At 71.6% G+C, this 17,543-nt stretch carries 17 protein-coding genes; 10 read left to right on the top strand and 7 right to left on the bottom strand.

Translation table 11 applies throughout. The features are described 5' to 3' along the window. Positions 1 to 24: 24 nt before the first annotated feature. The 3 genes from G537_RS40370 to G537_RS0128200 form a co-directional block, all read right to left on the bottom strand. The gene (locus G537_RS40370) at positions 25 to 1,773 is read right to left on the bottom strand and encodes a calcium-binding protein (RefSeq protein ID WP_051249238.1); all 1,749 of its coding nucleotides are present in this window, start codon (positions 1,771 to 1,773) and stop codon (positions 25 to 27) included. A 63-nt stretch (positions 1,774 to 1,836) separates the two neighbouring features. Beyond that, positions 1,837 to 2,613 carry a methanethiol S-methyltransferase gene (gene mddA, locus G537_RS40365; protein WP_034853306.1) on the bottom strand — a complete coding sequence of 259 codons (777 nt, stop codon included), beginning with the start codon at positions 2,611 to 2,613 and terminating at the stop codon, positions 1,837 to 1,839. Between the two features lie 312 nt (positions 2,614 to 2,925). Further along, positions 2,926 to 3,222, bottom strand: coding sequence for a DUF4242 domain-containing protein (locus tag G537_RS0128200; protein WP_026872934.1), 297 nt, complete (start codon positions 3,220 to 3,222; stop codon positions 2,926 to 2,928). Positions 3,223 to 3,424: 202 nt separating this feature from the next. Here G537_RS0128200 and G537_RS40360 point away from each other — a divergent pair, with 202 nt between their 5' ends. Together G537_RS40360 and G537_RS0128190 are read left to right on the top strand one after the other, a co-directional pair. Beyond that, complete coding sequence (locus G537_RS40360) at positions 3,425 to 4,495, top strand: GlxA family transcriptional regulator (RefSeq protein WP_051249237.1); 1,071 nt, start codon at positions 3,425 to 3,427, stop codon at positions 4,493 to 4,495. A 108-nt stretch (positions 4,496 to 4,603) separates the two neighbouring features. Then, positions 4,604 to 6,592: a tetratricopeptide repeat protein gene (locus G537_RS0128190; protein ID WP_211230538.1), complete on the top strand. Its 1,989-nt coding sequence runs from the start codon at positions 4,604 to 4,606 to the stop codon at positions 6,590 to 6,592. A 1-nt stretch (position 6,593) separates the two neighbouring features. On the opposite strand, the gene G537_RS0128185 is transcribed toward G537_RS0128190, so the two are convergent. Together G537_RS0128185 and G537_RS0128180 are read right to left on the bottom strand one after the other, a co-directional pair. Further along, the gene (locus G537_RS0128185) at positions 6,594 to 7,946 is read right to left on the bottom strand and encodes an SLC13 family permease (protein ID WP_026872932.1); all 1,353 of its coding nucleotides are present in this window, start codon (positions 7,944 to 7,946) and stop codon (positions 6,594 to 6,596) included. A 56-nt stretch (positions 7,947 to 8,002) separates the two neighbouring features. Then, positions 8,003 to 8,686 (bottom strand): GntR family transcriptional regulator, encoded by a 684-nt coding sequence (locus tag G537_RS0128180; RefSeq protein WP_026872931.1) that lies wholly within the window; start codon positions 8,684 to 8,686, stop codon positions 8,003 to 8,005. Between the two features lie 151 nt (positions 8,687 to 8,837). On the opposite strand from G537_RS0128180, the gene mdcA reads away from it, so the two are divergent. From mdcA to mdcH, 7 genes are all read left to right on the top strand, one after another. Beyond that, positions 8,838 to 10,472 (top strand): malonate decarboxylase subunit alpha, encoded by a 1,635-nt coding sequence (gene mdcA, locus G537_RS0128175; protein ID WP_034853304.1) that lies wholly within the window; start codon positions 8,838 to 8,840, stop codon positions 10,470 to 10,472. Between the two features lie 231 nt (positions 10,473 to 10,703). Then, positions 10,704 to 11,648: a triphosphoribosyl-dephospho-CoA synthase gene (locus tag G537_RS0128170; protein ID WP_081689103.1), complete on the top strand. Its 945-nt coding sequence runs from the start codon at positions 10,704 to 10,706 to the stop codon at positions 11,646 to 11,648. Continuing rightward, positions 11,636 to 11,929: a malonate decarboxylase subunit delta gene (locus tag G537_RS0128165; RefSeq protein ID WP_026872928.1), complete on the top strand. Its 294-nt coding sequence runs from the start codon at positions 11,636 to 11,638 to the stop codon at positions 11,927 to 11,929. Before G537_RS0128170 ends, G537_RS0128165 begins: the two co-directional genes overlap by 13 nt. Then, positions 11,926 to 12,771: a biotin-independent malonate decarboxylase subunit beta gene (locus G537_RS0128160; protein WP_026872927.1), complete on the top strand. Its 846-nt coding sequence runs from the start codon at positions 11,926 to 11,928 to the stop codon at positions 12,769 to 12,771. Before G537_RS0128165 ends, G537_RS0128160 begins: the two co-directional genes overlap by 4 nt. Next, positions 12,768 to 13,589: a biotin-independent malonate decarboxylase subunit gamma gene (gene mdcE / locus G537_RS0128155; RefSeq protein WP_026872926.1), complete on the top strand. Its 822-nt coding sequence runs from the start codon at positions 12,768 to 12,770 to the stop codon at positions 13,587 to 13,589. Before G537_RS0128160 ends, mdcE begins: the two co-directional genes overlap by 4 nt. Continuing rightward, positions 13,579 to 14,391: a malonate decarboxylase holo-ACP synthase gene (locus G537_RS40355; RefSeq protein ID WP_081689102.1), complete on the top strand. Its 813-nt coding sequence runs from the start codon at positions 13,579 to 13,581 to the stop codon at positions 14,389 to 14,391. Before mdcE ends, G537_RS40355 begins: the two co-directional genes overlap by 11 nt. Next, entirely contained in the window at positions 14,388 to 15,317 is a 930-nt protein-coding gene (mdcH, locus tag G537_RS0128145; RefSeq protein ID WP_026872925.1) for a malonate decarboxylase subunit epsilon, read from the top strand. The genes G537_RS40355 and mdcH overlap by 4 nt, the downstream gene beginning before the upstream one ends. Positions 15,318 to 15,320: 3 nt before the next feature. Here mdcH and G537_RS0128140 read toward each other — a convergent pair whose 3' ends face one another. Then, positions 15,321 to 16,304: an aldo/keto reductase gene (locus tag G537_RS0128140; RefSeq protein ID WP_026872924.1), complete on the bottom strand. Its 984-nt coding sequence runs from the start codon at positions 16,302 to 16,304 to the stop codon at positions 15,321 to 15,323. Between the two features lie 96 nt (positions 16,305 to 16,400). Here G537_RS0128140 and G537_RS0128135 point away from each other — a divergent pair, with 96 nt between their 5' ends. Further along, the gene (locus G537_RS0128135; protein ID WP_026872923.1) at positions 16,401 to 17,294 is read left to right on the top strand and encodes a LysR family transcriptional regulator; all 894 of its coding nucleotides are present in this window, start codon (positions 16,401 to 16,403) and stop codon (positions 17,292 to 17,294) included. Between the two features lie 12 nt (positions 17,295 to 17,306). On the opposite strand, the gene G537_RS0128130 is transcribed toward G537_RS0128135, so the two are convergent. Continuing rightward, positions 17,307 to 17,543: transposase (locus tag G537_RS0128130; RefSeq protein ID WP_026872550.1), on the bottom strand; the 237-nt coding region annotated here is incomplete at its 5' end.

Raw genomic sequence — 17,543 nt, 5'->3', positions numbered from 1 at the left:
ATCGTGCTCCTTCCGGTCCGCGGCCTAGAGCGCGAAATCCGCCGCGGCCAGGGCGATGGCGCCGGTGAGCACGATGGAGATGTCGGTCAGGGCGTCGCCGTCGACGTCGCCGGACACGGTGGTGACGCCGCGGGAGACGGCAAAGGCCAGTTGGCCGGCGACGCCGGTGAACGGACCGGAACCGATGAAGGTGAAGGCCTGATCTCCGGCCGCCGTGGCGACCGCGTCGATGGCCGACAGGTCGATCCGGTCGCCCTGGGCATGGCTGAAGTCCCGGATCGAATCGCCGAAGCCGCCGGGGGCGCTGTCGGCCGTGGCCAGGAAGACGAAGCGGTCGGCCCCGCCCCCGCCGTTCAGCAGGTCCGCCCCGTCCAGCCCGACGAGCGTGTCGTTGCCGGCGTTTCCGACCAGGATGTCGTTGAAGATCGATCCGCGCAGCACGTCGCCGCCGGCGCCGCCCTGGACGCCCTCGATGCCGACCAGCACGTCGCCCTGGGCCGTGCCGCCACTGGCGAGGCCCGTGCCCAGATCCACCGTCACCGCGGTGGCGTTCTCGGTGTACATCGCCGTATCGATGCCGGCGCCGCCGTCCAGCCGGTCGGCCCCGCCGCCGCCGCGAAGCACGTCGTTGCCTCCCAGGCCGAACAGCGCATTGCCGGCGGCGTTGCCGGTCAACGCATCGTCGCCGACGCTTCCTTCGACATTCTCGACGTCGGCCAGCACGTCGTCCTCGGCAGCGCCGCCCGCACCAGTGCCCGCAGCCAGACTGACCACGACCGGGGCGCCGCTCTGGGAATAGTCGGCGGTATCGACGCCGAAGCCGCCGTTCAGCCGGTCGGCCCCGGCCCCGCCGATCAGCCGGTCACTGCCGGAGTCGCCGAGGAGCTGGTCGTTGCCGCCATTGCCGAACAGCACGTTGGCGCCGGGGCTCCCGGTCAGGGAGTCGTCGAACCCGCTGCCGAAGGCGTCCTCGATGCCGATCAGCACGTCGCCTTGGGCATCGCCGCCGAGGCCGAACCCCAGGAACAGATCGATCGTCACCCCGGCCGTGCTGAAGCCGTAGCTGACCGCGTCGATTCCGAGCTCGCCGAGGAGCCGGTCGGCCCCGGCGCCGCCGAACAGGACATCATCACCATCGCCCCCGCCGATGAGGTCGTCGCCGGCTTCGCCGTGCAGGAAATCGGCGTCGCCGCCACCGGCCAGTACATCGTTGCCGCCACGCCCGAACAGGAAGTCGATGCCGTTCCGGCCGAAGAGACTGTTGTCCGCGTCCGACCCGATCAGGGTGTCGCCCAGGTTCGACCCATCGAGATTCTCGATGCTGCTCAGCAGATCGCCCTGGGCGTCGCCGAAGGAGCCGGTGCCGGCGCCGAGATCGACGAGCACCCCGGCCGCGCTGTTGCGGTAATCCACCCTGTCGATGCCGGCGCCGCCGTTCAGCGTGTCGGCGCCACGGCCCTCGATGAACTCGTCGTTGCCGTCCCCGCCATCGAGGATGTCATTGCCGTCATTGCCGAACAGTGAATCGTCCCCGGCGCCCCCTATCGTGACGTCGTCGCCTGTCCCGCCATCGGTCGAGTCATTGCCCTCGCCGCCCTCGATGCGGTCGGCGCCGGTCCCGGCCGCGATGAAGTCGTCGCCGTCGCCGCCGAAAATCCTGTCGTTGCCGCCGAAGCCGATGAGGATGTCGCTGCCGCCGAGGCCGAGGATGGTGTCGTCCCCATTGGTACCGCGCAGCTCGTCATTGCCGTTGGTGCCAGTAATGGTGGGCATGGGTTCTCTCCTGGAATTCGGCCACGGCGCCAATGACCGCGACCCGTGGGTGGGACGCGCCGATCAGCCGGAGATCCCGGGATCGCGGGAGGCCGGAAGGTCCGGGCCGATGCGGCGGCCGAGGCGGGGCAGCAGCATTCCCACCTCCTGCCGGTAGAGGCGGTAGCGGTCGCCGAACAGGGCGATGAGGTCGCGCTCCTCGAGCGCGATGCCGAGCAGGATGTAGCCGGTGGTGGCCGCCGCGAACAGCAGATGCCCCGCCGTCATCTGCGGCGTCGCCCAGAAGGCCAGCAGGAAGCCGAGATAGATCGGGTGCCGGACCCAGCGGTAGAGCAGCGGCGTGCGGAAGACGGGCGGCGGCAGCGCCCGGCCGCGCAGCCGGGCGAAGACCTGGGCCAGGCCGAACAGCTCGAAATGATTGATGAGGAAGGTGCTGACCAGGAGGATCCCCCAGCCGAGCCAGAACACGGCGTGGAGGACGGCGGCCCAGAGCGGGTCGTCGAGCGTCCAGACCGCCGCCGGGATCGGCCGCCACTGCCAGAACAGCAGGATCAGCGCCAGGCTGGCCAGCAGCACATAGGTGCTGCGCTCGACCGCCGGCGGCACCAGCCGTGTCCACCACCGCTTGAAGCCCTGCCGCGCCATGACGCTGTGCTGCGCGGCGAACAGGCCGAGCAGCAGCGCGTCGATGATCACGGCGTCGGGCACGGGCCCCGCAATGCCGGAATCGATCGATTTCGGAACGGCGAGATTGCCGACGAAGCCGACCGCATGGAGGAAGGAGCCGAAGAACACGGCGTAGGCGAACACGCCGTAGAGAAGCATGACCGGACCCGACATGAGTTTCCCTCGTTTGCAGATGATCCGAAGCCCTGCGGCCGGGGGACGCCGCCCTTCGCCCCGCCTTCAGCCGACCGTGGCGGCGGCGCGTGGAGGCCGGCGTGGGGGTCGGCGTTGGAGCAGCCGTTGAAATCGATCCGGCCTCAATCCGGCCGGAACCTTCTTCGGGGGTCGCGATCGATGTCGGAGCGCGACAGCCCGAGATCCCTCAGCAGATGGTCGCCGAGCCGGTGCAGGGGGCACCGCCGGCCGGCGATGACGGCCAGCCGGCGGAGGGGGCCCAGCAGCGGCCGGAGCCCCGGCCACTGCGCCTCACGGCTGCCCGGCGCGCGCGGAGGCATGGGCGGTGGTGGGATCGACGACGCGGGCCACCTCGGCGATCCGGTCGGCCGGGAAGCCGCTCAGCTCCGCATGCCGCCGGATGACGCTCTCATCGGTCGCGAGATAGACGCAGAAGGTCTTGTCGGCCGCGAAATAGGACTCGACCCATTGGATGTCGGGCGCCAGGGCGGCCAGGGCCCGGTTCGACCTCTCGGCCGCCGCCCTGAGCTGCTCGCGCTCCAGGGTGCCGATCCCGGGAATCTCCCGTTCGATCACAAACCGTCGCATAGGGATCTCCTCTCCATGGTCATTCGACAGAGGCGCGAATGAACAGGGAGAGACTTCCAGCAGTGGCGGAACCGGGATAGTGGCAGATCGGAACAATTGATGCCGAACCGGCCAATATCCCGGCCCGGCCGATGGCGGGCCGGCCAGTCCGATGGCAGACTTCCCGCAAGGAAACGCGAGGCGCGTTGCAGGGAGGATCCGGATGAACAGCCCGATCAGGGTCTCGATCATTGCCGTGGCGGAGATAGAGCCTTGGATCGTGGTCGGCGTGCACGACGCGTTCTGGGCCGTCGGCACCCTGTGGAACCGGGTCATGGGCGAGCGCGAGAACCCGCGCTTCCTGCCCGAGATCGTCGCCGCGGCGCCCGGCCCCCTGAGGACCGGAACGGGCGTCCGGATCGAGCCGCATCGGACCATCGACGACGACGCGCGGACGGACATCGTCTTCGTGTCGTCGCTGCTGATCTCCTCCGGCGCCCAGTTCGGGCGCGACCATCCGGACGTGGTCGACTGGGTGCGGCGTTCATACGCCCGGGGCGCCCATGTCGTGTCCTCCTGCACCGGCTCGTTCCTGCTGGCGGAGGCGGGCCTCCTGGACGGCCGGGAGGCCACGACGCACTGGGCCTTCGTCGACATGATGAGGGCGGAGTATCCGCGGGTCCGCATCCTGGGGGACAGGATCCTGGTGTCGGCCACCGACGACCATCGGATCGTGACGGCCGGCGGCGCCACCTCCTGGACCGATCTGGTGCTCTACATCGTCGGCCGGTTCGCCGGCGCCGAGGAGGCCCGCCGCCTGGCCAAGATGTCGCTGTTCGACTGGCATCACGACGGCCAGAACCCCTATTCCCGGCTGACCACGCGGCCGCAGTCGGGCGACCGGCTGGTGCGGGACTGCCAGGAATGGCTGGCGTCCCACTATGCCGATGCCGACCCGGTCGCGGCGATGATCCGGCGGTCCGGCCTGTCCCGGCGCGGCTTCAACCGGCGGTTCAGGCAGGCGACGGGCCATGCGCCGCTGGACTATGTGCAGCGGGTCCGGATCGAGGAGGCCAAGCAGATCCTGGAGACCACGGACCAGCCGGTGGACGCGATCGCGGTCGAGGTCGGCTACGGCGATCCGGTCTCGTTCCGGCGCCTCTTCAAGCGCCTGGTCCACGACACCCCGGCGGCCTATCGGCGCCGCCAGCGCGTGCCGGAGGCGGTGCGCAGGCTCGGGATGAATGCCGGTGTGACCGAGGTCACATCCGCCGGCCAGGCCGGTGTGCCGTAAATCGACAGGCTCGGGCCGGATGGTCCAAGAGGTCGCACCGATGGCTGCATCCCTTCCCCGCTCTGGCGCACGGATCCGCGTCTGCGGCAGCGCGCGGAGCCGGCCGTGGTGACCGGCGTGGAAACGGCAGGGCCAGGCCTCTGTATCAGGCTGCTCGGCCCCCTCGCCGTGCGCCGCGGCGGCGCGGCGGCGGCGCTGCCGGCGTCGCGCAAGGCACGGGCGCTGATCGCCTATCTGGCGCTGGCGCCGCGGGCGGTGTCGCGCAGCCGGCTCTGCGAGCTGCTGTGGGACGTCCCGAACGATCCCCGCGCCGAGCTGCGCTGGTGCCTGAGCAAGCTTCGGGGCGTCGTCGACGATCCCGGCCGCCGGCGGCTGGAGACCGAAGGCAACGCCGTCGCGCTCGACCTCGCGGACTGCTTCGTCGATGCGGTCGAGGTCGCGCAGGCGACCCGGCAAGGACTGGAGACCCTGCCGCCCGGCCGGCTGCGGGCGTTATGCGACCTGTTCCAGGGCGAATTCCTCGACGGGCTGGAGATCGACCGCCATCCGGAGCTCAACGGCTGGCTGACGGCGCAGCGCCAGCGGTTCCGGAGCTGCCACATCGCCATCCTGGAGCAGCTGGCCCGGACCGCCGGCGGCGACGAGGTGTTCGGCTATCTGGAAGCGTGGCTGGGCCTTGCGCCCTTCGACCTGCGTGCCCAAGAGGGACTGCTGCGTCGCTTCTTCCAACACGGCCAGATCCGGGAGGGCGAGAAGCACCTGGAGGCGGCGGCCCGGCTGTTCGAGGCCGAGGGCCTGGACTGCGGGCCGATCCGCGACCTCTGGCGTGCCGTCCGGGCGGAGGCCGCGCCCCGGCCGGCGGCCCCGGCCGAACCAGCCCTGGCCTCCGAACCCGCCCCGGCGACGGCGACCCGTCGCGCCTCGGTCGCGGTGATGCCTCTCGCCGACCGGTCGCCGGAGGCGGCGCCGCGCAGCGGGATCGCCGACGCCTTCGCCCATGACGTCACCACCCGCCTGGCCAGGCTGCGCAGCCTGTTCGTCATCGCCCAGGGCTCGGTCTTCGCCCTGCACGACCGGCAGGTCGCCCCGGAGCAGGCCGGCCGGATGCTGAACGCCGACTATGTCGTCGGCGGGTCGCTGCAGCGCCGGGGGAAGCGCCTCGCCATCGCGATCGAACTGGTCGAGACCCGCACCGCCCGGCTGGTCTGGGCCGAGGTCTACACCCGGGCGCTGGACGACGCCTTCCTGGTGTTCGACGAGATCGGCGACCGTATCGTCGCCGCGGTCGCCGCCGAGATCGAGACGGTCGAACGCAACCGGGCGGTGCTGAAGCCGCCCGGCTCGCTCGACGCCTGGGAGGCGCATCATCGCGGCGTGCTGCACATGTACCGCTTCACCCCGGCCGACAACGAGCAGGCCCGGCGCTTCTTCGAGATGGCGCTGCGCCTGGACCGCAGCTTCGCGCCCGCCCATGCCGGCCTGTCCTTCACCCACTTCCAGAGCGCCTTCCAGGGCTGGGGGCCGCGCGAGGCGGAGATCGACCTGGCCTTCGACGCCGCCGGACAGGGCCTGGCCGCCGACGACCGCGATCCGGCCGCGCACTGGGCCATGGGCCGGGCGCTGTGGCTGCGCGGCCGCCCGGACCAGTCGCTGGCCGAGCTGGAGCAGGCGGTGGAGCTGAGCCCGAGCTTCGCGCTGGGCCACTATGCCCTGGGCTGCATGCATGCCCAGGGCGGCGATCCGGAGACCGCGATCGCGGCCTCCGACCATTCGCGTCGGCTGAGCCCGTTCGACCCGATGCTGGTCGGCGTGCTGAGTTCCCGGGCCGTGGCCCTGGCGCGGCTCGAGCGCCTCGACGAAGCCGCCGACTGGAGCGTCCGGGCCGCCGCCCTCCCGAACGCCCATGTCCATATCCAGGCGATCGCCGCCTGCTGCCTGGCGCTGGCCGGACGGCCGGACGAGGCGCACCGACATGCGGCGATGGCGCATCGGATGCGGCCGGGCTACCGCTTCGCCGACTTCCTCGCCGCGCACCGCTTCGCCCCGGACGCCGTCCCGTTGTTCCGGGCCGGGGCGCAGCGGATCGGGCTCGACTGAACTACAGGAGGCCCGGCACCACCAGCGCCAGCCAGGCCAGCAGCGGACCGATCAGCACGATGATGGCGCTGTAGATCAGCATCTGCCGGAAGAAGGCGTCGCGATCGACGTCATGGGCGTTCGCCACCACCAGCGCGCCATTGGTCGAAAACGGGCTGACGTCGACGATGGTGGTCGAGATCGCGATCGCCGCCACCATGCCGGGCACGCCGAGATGGCCCTGCATCAGCAGCGGCACGGCGAGCGGGATGGTCGCGCCCAGCACCGCGACCGAGGAGGCGAAGGCCGAGACCACGCCGGCGACATAGCACAGCAGCAGCGCGCCCAGCAGCGGCGCCGCCATGGTCGAGACGCCGCCGCCGACATAGTCGACCGCGCCGGCCTTCTGCAGCACGCCGATATAGGTGATGACGCCGCCGATCAGCAGCACGGTCGACCAGCTGATCTTGTCGACCGCGCCCTTCTGCCCGCGCGGGCACAGCAGGGCCAGGACCACGGCGACGCTCATCGCCACCAGCCCGACATTCAGGTTGAAGGCCAGCGACGCCACGGCCAGCACCACCAGGCCGGCCAGGGTCAGCGCCTGCTCGCGGTCGAGCGCGACGTGATGGTCCTCGCCCTCGCGATGCACCGCCCCCGGCCGGGGCTCGGCCGGCCGCGCCGGCGTGCCGCCATGGCCGCGCACCGGGACCGAGGCGCCGGCGGGGACGGCGTCGACCAGCCCCTCGAAATCCTCGGCCGGGCGCCGCACCGGCAGGCGATGGCCGCCGAACAGGAAGAAGATCACCAGCGCCACCGCGGCGTTGAAGCCCAGGCTGGACAGGAACAGCACGATCTCGTCGCCCGGCAGACCGGCGCGCTGCACCACCTGGTTGGTGATGCCGCCATAGATGCTGATCGGGGAGAAGCCGCCGCCCTGGGCGCCGTGCACCACCATCAGCCCCATCAGCATCGGATGGATCCTGTAGCGGGCGGCGAAGCGCAGCGCGATCGGCGCGATGATGGCGACGGCCCCGGGGCTGACCGCGCCGATGGCGGTCAGCACGGCGGAGACCGCGAACATCACCCAGGGAATGACGGAGATGCGGCCGCCGACGAGGCGCACCGCGTAGTGCACCAGCCAGTCGACCGTGCCGTTGTTCTGGGCGATGGCGAAGAGATAGGTGATGCCGACCAGGGTGACGAACAGGTCGCCCGGGAAGCCGGCCAGGATGGAGGTCGCCGACATGCCCATCACGGCGCCGCCGACCAGGAAGGCCATGGCGAAGCCGAGGGCGCCCATGTTGATCGGCAGGGCGGTGGCGACGACGAACATCACCACCAGCCCGATGATGGATGCGATCTGCGCAGACACGCGTTTCCTCTCCTGTCGTTCTCGTTGTCCGGTGGCGGCATCCCGTCGCCGCGGCGTCAGCCCGTCCGGTCGGGCTCCAATGTCAGGAAGCGCGCCAGGGCGCTGCCGGCGTTCAGCATGTGCTCGCGCATGGCGAAGGCAGCCTCGTCCGGGTCGCCGCGGGTCATCGCCCGCAGGATCCGGCCGTGCTCGTCGCGCGACTGGACCAGGCGGTTGGGATAGCGCAGCTGGGTGCGCCGGAACGGCAGCAGCCGGGCGCGCAGCTGCAGCGCGTGCTCGACCAGGAAGCCGTTGTGGGTGGCGCGGTAGATGCCCTCGTGGAAGGCCAGGTTGAAGGCGTCGTAGCCGGCGATGTCGCCGGATTGCAGCAGCGCCTCGGACTGCTCGTGCAGCTCGATCAGCCGGCCGCGCTCCAGCGCCGTCATCCGGTTGGTCGCCATGCGCGCGCACATCGCCTCGATCTCGGCCGTGACCTCGAACATCTCGGACAGGGTCTCGATCGTCATCGGCAGCACGACGATGCCGCGGCGCGGCCGGATCTCGACCAGCCCGGCGGCGGCCAGCTGGCGCACGGCGTCGCGCACCGGCGTGCGGGAGGCGCCGTAGGTCTCGGCCAGCTGCGCCTCGTCCAGCACCGTGCCGGGCGGCAGGCGGCCGGTGGAGATCTCGTCGGTCAGCGCCAGGCGGATCCGCTCCGACAGCGAGGCGCGGTCATCGGCGGGCGTATCCTGAAGGGCCAAGAGTCCGGCCTCCCCGTGCACGTTAATTGATTTTAACGACGATAGCGTATTCCAATGCCTTGCCAAGCGCAATCTCTGTATTCATATTCGATGGCACGCACGGCGTTTGTATACGCCGACCCGCCGATCCGACACGCTGCGGAGACACACCATGGATCAGCCCTGGTCGACGCTGCCCGCCCGCAAGCGGAGGCGCCTGGAGCGGGCCGCCGCCTTCGCCGACGGCCCGGTGCTGAAGCCGGAGCGGATCGGCGACGCGCTGGAAGCGCTGATCGAGCCGGGCGACCGCGTGGCGCTGGAGGGCGACAACCAGAAGCAGGCGGACTTCCTGTCCCGCACCCTGGCCGGGCTCGACCCCGGCAAGGTCCACGACCTGCATCTGCTGATCTCGACCCTGAGCCGGCGCGAGCATCTCGACCTGTTCGAGCGCGGCATCGCCCGCAGGGTCGACTTCTCCTTCGCCGGGCCGCAGAGCCTGCGCGTGGCCCAGCTGCTGGAGGACGGCAAGCTCGAGATCGGCGCGATCTACACCTATGTCGAGCTCTACGCCCGGATGTTCGTGGACCTGACGCCGCAGGTGGCGCTGGTCTGCGCCGAGAAGGCGGACCGGCAGGGCAACCTCTACACCGGCGCCAACACCGAGGACACGCCGACCATCGTCGAGGCCACGGCCTTCCGCCACGGCGTGGTGGTGGCCCAGGTCAACGAGATCGTCGACGAGCTGCCGCGGGTCGACATTCCCGCCTCCTGGGTCGATTTCGTGGTCGAGGCCGACCGGCCCTTCGCGGTGGAGCCGCTGTTCACCCGCGACCCGCGCCATATCGGCGAGCTGCAGATCCTGATGGGGATGATGATCATCCGCGGGATCTACGAGCGGCACGGCGTCACTGCGCTGAACCACGGCATCGGCTTCGACACCGCGGCGGTGGAGCTGCTGCTGCCGACCTATGGCGAGCAGCTGGGGCTGAAGGGCAGGATCTGCCGCAACTGGACGCTGAACCCGCATCCGACGCTGATCCCGGCGATCGAGAGCGGCTGGGTCGAGAGCATCCACTGCTTCGGCAGCGAGGTCGGGATGGAGGAGTATATCCGCGCCCGGCCGGACGTCTTCTTCGTCGGCCGCGACGGCAGTCTGCGGTCGAACCGCGTCTTCTGCCAGTTGGCCGGGCAGTACGGCGTCGACCTGTTCATCGGCTCGACTCTGCAGATGGATGCGGACGGCAACTCCTCCACCGTCACGCTGGGCCGGCTGGCCGGGTTCGGCGGCGCGCCGAACATGGGCCACGACCCGCGCGGCCGCCGCCACGCCAGCGACGCCTGGCTGAGCCTGATGACCTCGCAGGCGCCGGTCGCGCGCGGCCGCAAGCTGGTGGTGCAGACGGTCGAGACCTTCAAGGCGGGCGGCGTGCCGGCCTTCGTCGAGACGCTGGACGCGGTCGAGGTCGGCCGGAAGAGCGGCATGCCGACGGCGCCGGTGATGATCTATGGCGACGACGTCTCCCATGTCGTGACCGAGGAGGGCATCGCCTATCTCTACAAGGCCGAGGGCGGCGAGGAGCGGCGCGCCGCCATCGCCGCGGTGGCCGGCGCCACCGAGATCGGCCGGCGGGCCGACCAGAAGCGCACCGCGGACCTGCGGGCCCGCGGCATCGTCGCCTATCCCGAGGATCTCGGCGTCAGCCGGCTGCAGGCCCAGCGCTCGCTGCTGGCGGCGCGGTCGATCGACGACCTGGTGGACTGGTCCGGCCGGCTGTACCGGCCGCCGGCCCGGTTCCGCGGGTGGTGACGGGCGATGGGAAAGATCGACGCCTCACTCGTTTTGAGCCCCCCCTCCCCTCGCGGGCTACGACACTCGCACATCGATCGCCGAGAGCAACAGCGGGTACAGGAACGCACAGCCTCTCCCGCTTGCGGGAGAGGTCGGACATCCGAAGGATGTCCGGGTGAGGGGACAGCGGCCTTACCACACTCGCAGACCTCACCGTCAGCGAGCGCGAGGTTCGCCCATCTTGAAAGGATGCTTCCAGCGTCGCCGCCGCAAGGCCCTCACCCGGAGCCGCTTCGCGTCTCCGACCTCTCCCGCAAGCGGGAGAGGCAACGAAGAAAACCGGTCCAATCTCTCCCAGTCATCCTCAGCCCCGACACCCTCGCCGATCTCGCCGTCTGGGCGCTGGTCGAGGAGGCGGAGCTGACCCCGAAGCCGGGGCTGGTCGACCGGCGCGGCCCCGGGGCGCATCGCGACCTGGACCTGGAGACGCTGCGCCGCAGCGCCCGGGCCCTGCGCCCGGCCTTCCGCGCCATGGCCGAGGCCGCCCAAAGCCGTCAGCCGGACCAGGCGCTGCGGGAGGAACTGGCCGCGATCGGCCGGGACGGCGAGACCCGGATGATGGCGGCGACCGGCGGCAGCAATGCCCATCGCGGCGCGATCTGGGCGCTGGGGCTGCTGCTGGCCGGGACGGTGATCGCCGGCCCGGCCGGCCCCCGCCGCATCGCCGCCGCGGCAGCCGCGATCGCGCGCTGGCCGGACCGGTTCCTGCCGCATCGTCCGAGCAACGGCGAGCGGGTGCGGCAGGCGCATGGCGCCGCCGGCGCCCGCGGCGAGGCCCGGGCCGGCTTTCCGCATGTCGTCGACGTCGCCCTCCCTGCCCTGCGCGCCGGCCGCGCCGCCGGAGCAACCGAGGAGGAAGCCCGACTGGACGCGCTGATGGCGATCATGGCGTCGCTGGACGACACCTGCCTGCTGCATCGCGGCGGCCGCCCGGCGCTGGAGGCGGCGCAGTCCGGCGCCCGCGCCGTGCTGGTGGCCGGAGGCACCGCAGCGCCGGCCGGCCGGGCGGCGCTCAAGGCGCTCGACGCCGACCTCCTGGCCCGCTGGGTGTCGCCCGGCGGATCGGCGGACCTGCTGGCCGCCGCCCTGTTCCTCGACCGCATCGACCGGAGCTTCGCCCCATGGAACGCCTGAGCTTCGACTATCCCGCCACCGAGACCGTGCCGAAGCGCGCCCATGTCGGCGTCGTCGGCTCCGGCAATCTCGAGGTGCTGATCGAGCCCTCGCCGGACGGGCAGGCCCATATCCGCGTCACCACCAGCGTCGATGGCTATAGCGCCGTGTGGAAGGCGGTGCTGGACCGCTTCATCGCCCGCCACGGCGTCAAGGCATCGGTCGAGATCAACGATTTCGGCGCCACGCCCGGCATGGTGGCGCTGCGTCTGGAACAGGCGGTGGAGGCCACACGGTCATGAACGCCATCGCCCCACGGACGAGCTTCATCGAGCTGACCGCCCGCGACCGCGCCCGGGTCCTGCTGGACGACGGCAGCGTCCGCGAGATCCTGGGACCATTCGACCGGCTGACCTCGCCCTGGCTGCCGCTGCAGGGCATCCCCACCCAGTCCGACGACGGGGTGGTGCTGGCCCGCGGCACCATCGACGGCCAGCCGGCTGTGGTGGCCGCGATCGAGAGCGCCTTTCAGGGCGGCAGCATGGGCGAGGTCGCCGGCGCCAAGATCGCCGGCGCGCTGGAGCGGGCGCTGGCCGACCATGAGCGCGGCATCCCGACCCGGCCGGTGATCCTGTTCGAGACCGGCGGCGTGCGGCTGCAGGAGGCCAATCTTGGGCTCGCCGTCATCGCCGAGATCCAGGCCGCGATCCTGGCGCTGCGGCAGCGCGTGCCGGTGGTCGGGGTGATCGCCGGCATGGTCGGCTGTTTCGGCGGCATGTCGCTGGCGGCGGCGCTTTGCAGCACGCTGATCGTGACCCGGCAGGCCCGGCTGGGCATGAACGGGCCCGAGGTGATCGAGCAGGAGGCCGGGATCGAGGAGCTGGACGCCTCCGACCGCCGGCTGATCTGGAGCCTGATCGGCGGGGAGCAGCGCCGGGCCGCGGGGTTCGCCGATGCGCTGGTCGCGGACGACGCCGAAGCGATCGCCGCGGCGGTGCGCGCCGCCTTCGCCGCCGGAGCGCCACGGCGGCACCGCAGCGAGGCGGTCGAGCTGTACCGGGCGCGGCTGGCGGCGATCGACCCGGCTGCGCCGCCGACGCCGGAGCGGCTGCGGGAATTGTGGGGCGAGGAGAGCGCGTCATGAGCGAGATCGCATCCCGGGGCCGGATCTGGCTCTCGGCCCTGGCGGGGCCGGGAACCCTCATTGAGGGCGTGTCGACCGTGCTGGCCGCCGACGCGCCGCTGGGCGGCGAGACCGCGCGCTTCATCGCGGTGGTGCCCGACCCGGCCAACCGCTTCCCGCGGGCCCGGCACGGCGAGGTCGGGCTGGATGAGGGCTGGGGCTTGGCCGCGGCGGTGCGGGCCGTGATCGAAGCCGACCAGGATGGCACCCGCCGCCCGATCGTGGCGGTGGTCGACGTGACCAGCCAGGCCTACGGAAGGCAGGAGGAGATGCTGGGCATCCACCTGGCCTGCGCCGCGGCGGCCGACGCCTATGCCACCGCCCGGCTGGCCGGCCATCCGGTGGTGGCGCTGCTGGTCGGCAAGGCGATGTCCGGCGCCTTCCTGGCGCATGGCTACCAGGCGAACCGGATCCTGGCGCTGGCCGATGACGGCGTTCTGGTGCATGCGATGGGCCGCGAGGCCGCGGCGCGCGTCACCCGCCGCACGGTCGCCGAGCTCGACCGGTTGGGCGAGCAGGTGCCGCCGATGGCCTACGGCATCCGCGCCTATGCCGGGCTGGGCCTGCTGCACCGGCTGATCGAGGGCGTCTCCGCCGAGGTGCCGGGCGCCGCGGATGTCGAGCGGGTGCGGAGCGAGCTGGTGCAGGCGGTGGCCGACATCCGCGCCTCCGGCCGCCGCGACCTGTCCTGCCGGCTGGCCTCTCCCGAGGCGCAGCGGACCCGCGCCGCCTCGATCGAGGTGCGTCGGCGGATCGCAGAGCAATGGGATGCCGGCTGAGATGAGCGGCGTGGCCGGCGCCATTTTACCTCTCCCGCTTGCGGGAGAGGTCAGAGCCACGACAGCGGCTCCGGGTGAGGGCGTTTTCCCGGAGCCTGTGCCAGCCCTCACCCGGTCTCGCTGTGCGAGCCCGACCTCTCCCGCCCCGCGGGAGAGGTTACGCGAATGGCGCGTTGCGGAGCCGTTTCGACCGCACGACCTTCTTCGGATCGATGTCGTGGCGGTCGCGGAGATCGCGAGAGACCTGCCCCGCTGGGCCGCGGCGTCGCTGGCAGCGGTGCCGTGGGTGGTGGTGCGCCGGGTGCCGGATTACGCGGGCCTGCTGCCGGTCGGGATCCGCGGGTCCAACCGCGCCGAACGATGCGCCGCCTGGCTGCCGCCGGCGGCGATCGTCGAGCGTCGCACGCCGGAGGATCTGACCGAAGCCGCAAGCTGGCGCGGACACCCACGCCGGACCGAGGTCCCTGCCCTGGCCGTGCTCGACGCCGTCGCCGACCTGCTCTCCGGTTCGGCCTGGGGCCCGGCGGGGAGCATCGGCTTCGAGCTCGCCACCGGTCATCCCGCGGCGCATCGGGACAGCGATCTCGACATCCTGCTGCGCGCGCCGGGCCGGATCGGCCGTGGCGAGGCCGAGCGCATTCTGGCCGGCTTGGCGGAGTTGCCGGTCCGAGTGGACGTGGCGCTGGAGACGCCGCTCGGCGCGTGCAGCCTGGCCGAGATCGCCACGGGCGGTCCCGCCGTGGTCAAGACTGTCGTCGGCCCGCGGCTGGTCCACGATCCCTGGGCCGAGCAAGGGGCATGAGCATCGCCTTCCTGTTCCCCGGCCAGGGGGCGCAGAGCCCCGGCTTCCTGCACCGGCTGCCGGACCATCCGGCGGTCGCGGCGACGCTGGAGGAAGCGCGAGCCGTGCTCGGGCGGGAGATCCTGGAGCTCGATGATGAAGCGGCGCTGCAATCGACGGTGGCGGTGCAGTTCGGCCTGCTCGTCGCCGGCGTCGCCACTACTCGGGCCCTGGCGGCGGAGGGCGTCGTTCCGGCCATGGTCGCCGGCCTTTCGATCGGATCCTTCGCCGCCGCGGTCACGGCCGGGGCGATCGGCTTCGCCGATGCGCTGCGCCTGGTCGACACTCGGGCGCGGCTGATGGAGCAGGCCTGCCCGGCCGGGTACGGCATGGCGGCGGTGACCGGGCTGCCGCAGCGCCGGGTCGAGGCGATCGTCGCCACGATTCATAGCGAAGCCGCGCCGCTCTACCTCGCCAATCTCAACGGCCCGGCGGAGTTCGTGCTGAGCGGCGCCGATACGGCGCTGGACCGCGCGATCGACACCGTGCGGCAGGCCGGCGCGCGGCGAGCGGAACGGCTGGCCGTGGCCGTGCCGTCGCATTGTCCGCTGATGGACGGGGCCGCGGCGGCGCTTGCGGAGGCAGCCGAGGCGGTGCCGATCGCGGCGCCGGGCATCGTCCTCGTCGGCAACCGGCGCGCCCGGGTGCTGCGCGACGCCGCCGCGATGCGGGAGGAGCTGGCGACCAACCTGGCCCATCCCGTCCGCTGGTCGGACGGCCTCGCCCTGATGGTCGAGCTGGGCGCCACGATGGCCCTGGAGATGCCGCCGGGCGACGTCCTGACCCGGCTGGCCGCGGCGGAATTCCCGGAGCTGACCGCCCGGGACATGGCGAGCCTGTCCCTGTCGGGCGCGGCGGCCATCGCCGCACGCGCCCGATCGCTCTGAAGCTCAGCGGCCGACCAGCCGCTGCAGCTGCTCCGGATACCGGGCCCCCTGCACCGGGACCTGAGAGACCGCGTCATGGATGTCGCGGAGCTCCTCCGCCGTCAGCGTGACCGCCGCCGCGCCGATATTCTCCTCCAGCCGGTGCGGCTTGGTGGTGCCGGGGATCGGCACGATCCACGGCTTCTGCGCCAGCAGCCAGGCGAGCGCGATCTGGGCCGAGGTCACCCGCTTGCGGGCGGCGATCCCGCCGAGCAGATCGACCAGCGCCTGGTTGGCCTTGCGCGCCTCCGCCGAGAAGCGCGGCACGATGTTGCGGAAGTCGCCGCTGTCGAAGGTCGTGGTCTCGGTGATCGCGCCGGTGAGGAAGCCCTTGCCCAGCGGGCTGAACGGAACCAGGCCGATGCCGAGCTCCTCCAGCGCCGGCAGCACCTCCGCCTCCGGCTCGCGCCACCACAGCGAGTATTCGCTCTGCAGCGCCGCCACCGGCTGGACCGCATGGGCGCGGCGGATGGTCTGCACGCCGGCCTCGGACAGGCCGAAATGCTTGACCTTGCCCTCCCGGATCAGCCCCTGCACCGCGCCGGCGACGTCCTCGATCGGCACCTCCGGGTCGACCCGGTGCTGATAGAACAGGTCGATGCGGTCGGTCCGGAGCCGCTTCAGCGAGGCCTCGGCGACCTGCCGGATGCGCTCCGGCCGGCTGTCCAGCCCGGCCTGCGCGCTCCCGTCCCTGAAGCCGAACTTGGTGGCGATCACCACCTGGTCGCGGACGGGGGCCAGCGCCTCGCCCACCAGCTCCTCATTGGTGAAGGGGCCGTAGACCTCCGCGGTGTCGAAGAAGGTGACGCCGAGATCCACTGCCTTGCGGATCAGCGCGATTCCCGCCGGCTTCTCGACCGCCGGGCCGTAGCCGTAGCTCAGCCCCATGCAGCCGAGCCCGATGGCCGAGACCTCCAGGCCGCCACGGCCCAGTGTTCGCTTCTGCATATCCTGTCTCCTGATGGTCCGGTTCCGAATCTAGGAAGCGCGGCGGCATGCGATTAGCTGATAGAATCGGCATGAACTTATGAGGGGTGCTCATGAATGCCGCGGGAGAACCTGAATGACCTCCTCGCCTTCCTGGCGGTGGCGCGCGAGCGCAGCTTCACCCGGGCAGCGGCGCAGCTCGGCGTGTCGCAATCGGCGTTGAGCCATACCATCCGCGGGCTCGAGGAGCGGCTCGGCCTGCGGCTCCTGACCCGCACCACGCGCAGCGTCGCCCCGACCGAGGCGGGCGAGCGCCTGCTGCGCACCGTCGGCCCGCGCTTCGAGGAGATCGACGCCGAGCTGGCGGCGCTGAGCGCGCTGCGCGACAAGCCGGCCGGCACCGTCCGCATCACGGCGGCCGAGCATTCGGCCCATGCCATCCTGTGGCCGGCGGTCGCGAAGCTGCTGCCGGACTATCCGGACATCCGGGTCGAGATCATCGTCGAGGCCGGGCTGACCGACATCGTCGCGGAGCGCTACGACGCCGGGGTGCGGCTGGGCGAGCAGGTGGCGAAGGACATGATCGCGGTGCGCATCGGCCCGGACATGAGCATGGCCGTCGTCGGGTCGCCGGCTTATTTCGCGCGGCGGCCGCCGCCGCGGACGCCGCAGGACCTGACCGGCCACAACTGCATCAACCTGCGCCTGCCCACCTATGGCGGGCTGTACGCCTGGGAATTCGAACGCGACGGGCGCGAGCTGAAGGTGCGGGTCGAAGGGCAGCTGGTGTTCAACACCCTCGCGCTGCGGCTGGAGGCGGCGTTGAACGGGCTCGGCCTGGCGTACATGCCGGAGGACCAGGTACGGGAGCACGTCGCGGCGGGGCGGCTGGTGCGCGTGCTGGAGGATTGGTGCGCGCCCTTCCCCGGCTATCACCTGTACTACCCCAGCCGATGGCAATGCTCGCCGGCCCTGTCCCTGCTGATCGACGCGCTGCGCTACCGCGGCTAGAGCATTTTCCGATCAGTCGCGGTCATATCCGGCAGCAGTAAAGTAGTTCTGGCAATCGTCAGGTGTGAAGGCGTCGACGGCCAGTGCGATCGCCTGCCAGAGGTCGTCGACGGTCCTGGGGGCGAGCTTCTTGAGGAAGGCCTTGAGTTTGGAGAAGGCCATCTCGATCGGGTTGAAGTCTGGGCTATAGGCCGGCAGGAAGCGCAGCTTGGCGCCGGTGCCTTCGATGGCGCTGCGCACGGCAGCAGG

The organism is Inquilinus limosus DSM 16000, assembly GCF_000423185.1.
Classification (GTDB): Bacteria; Pseudomonadota; Alphaproteobacteria; order DSM-16000; family Inquilinaceae; genus Inquilinus; species Inquilinus limosus.
This window is presented reverse-complemented; position numbering and strand designations above follow the sequence as displayed.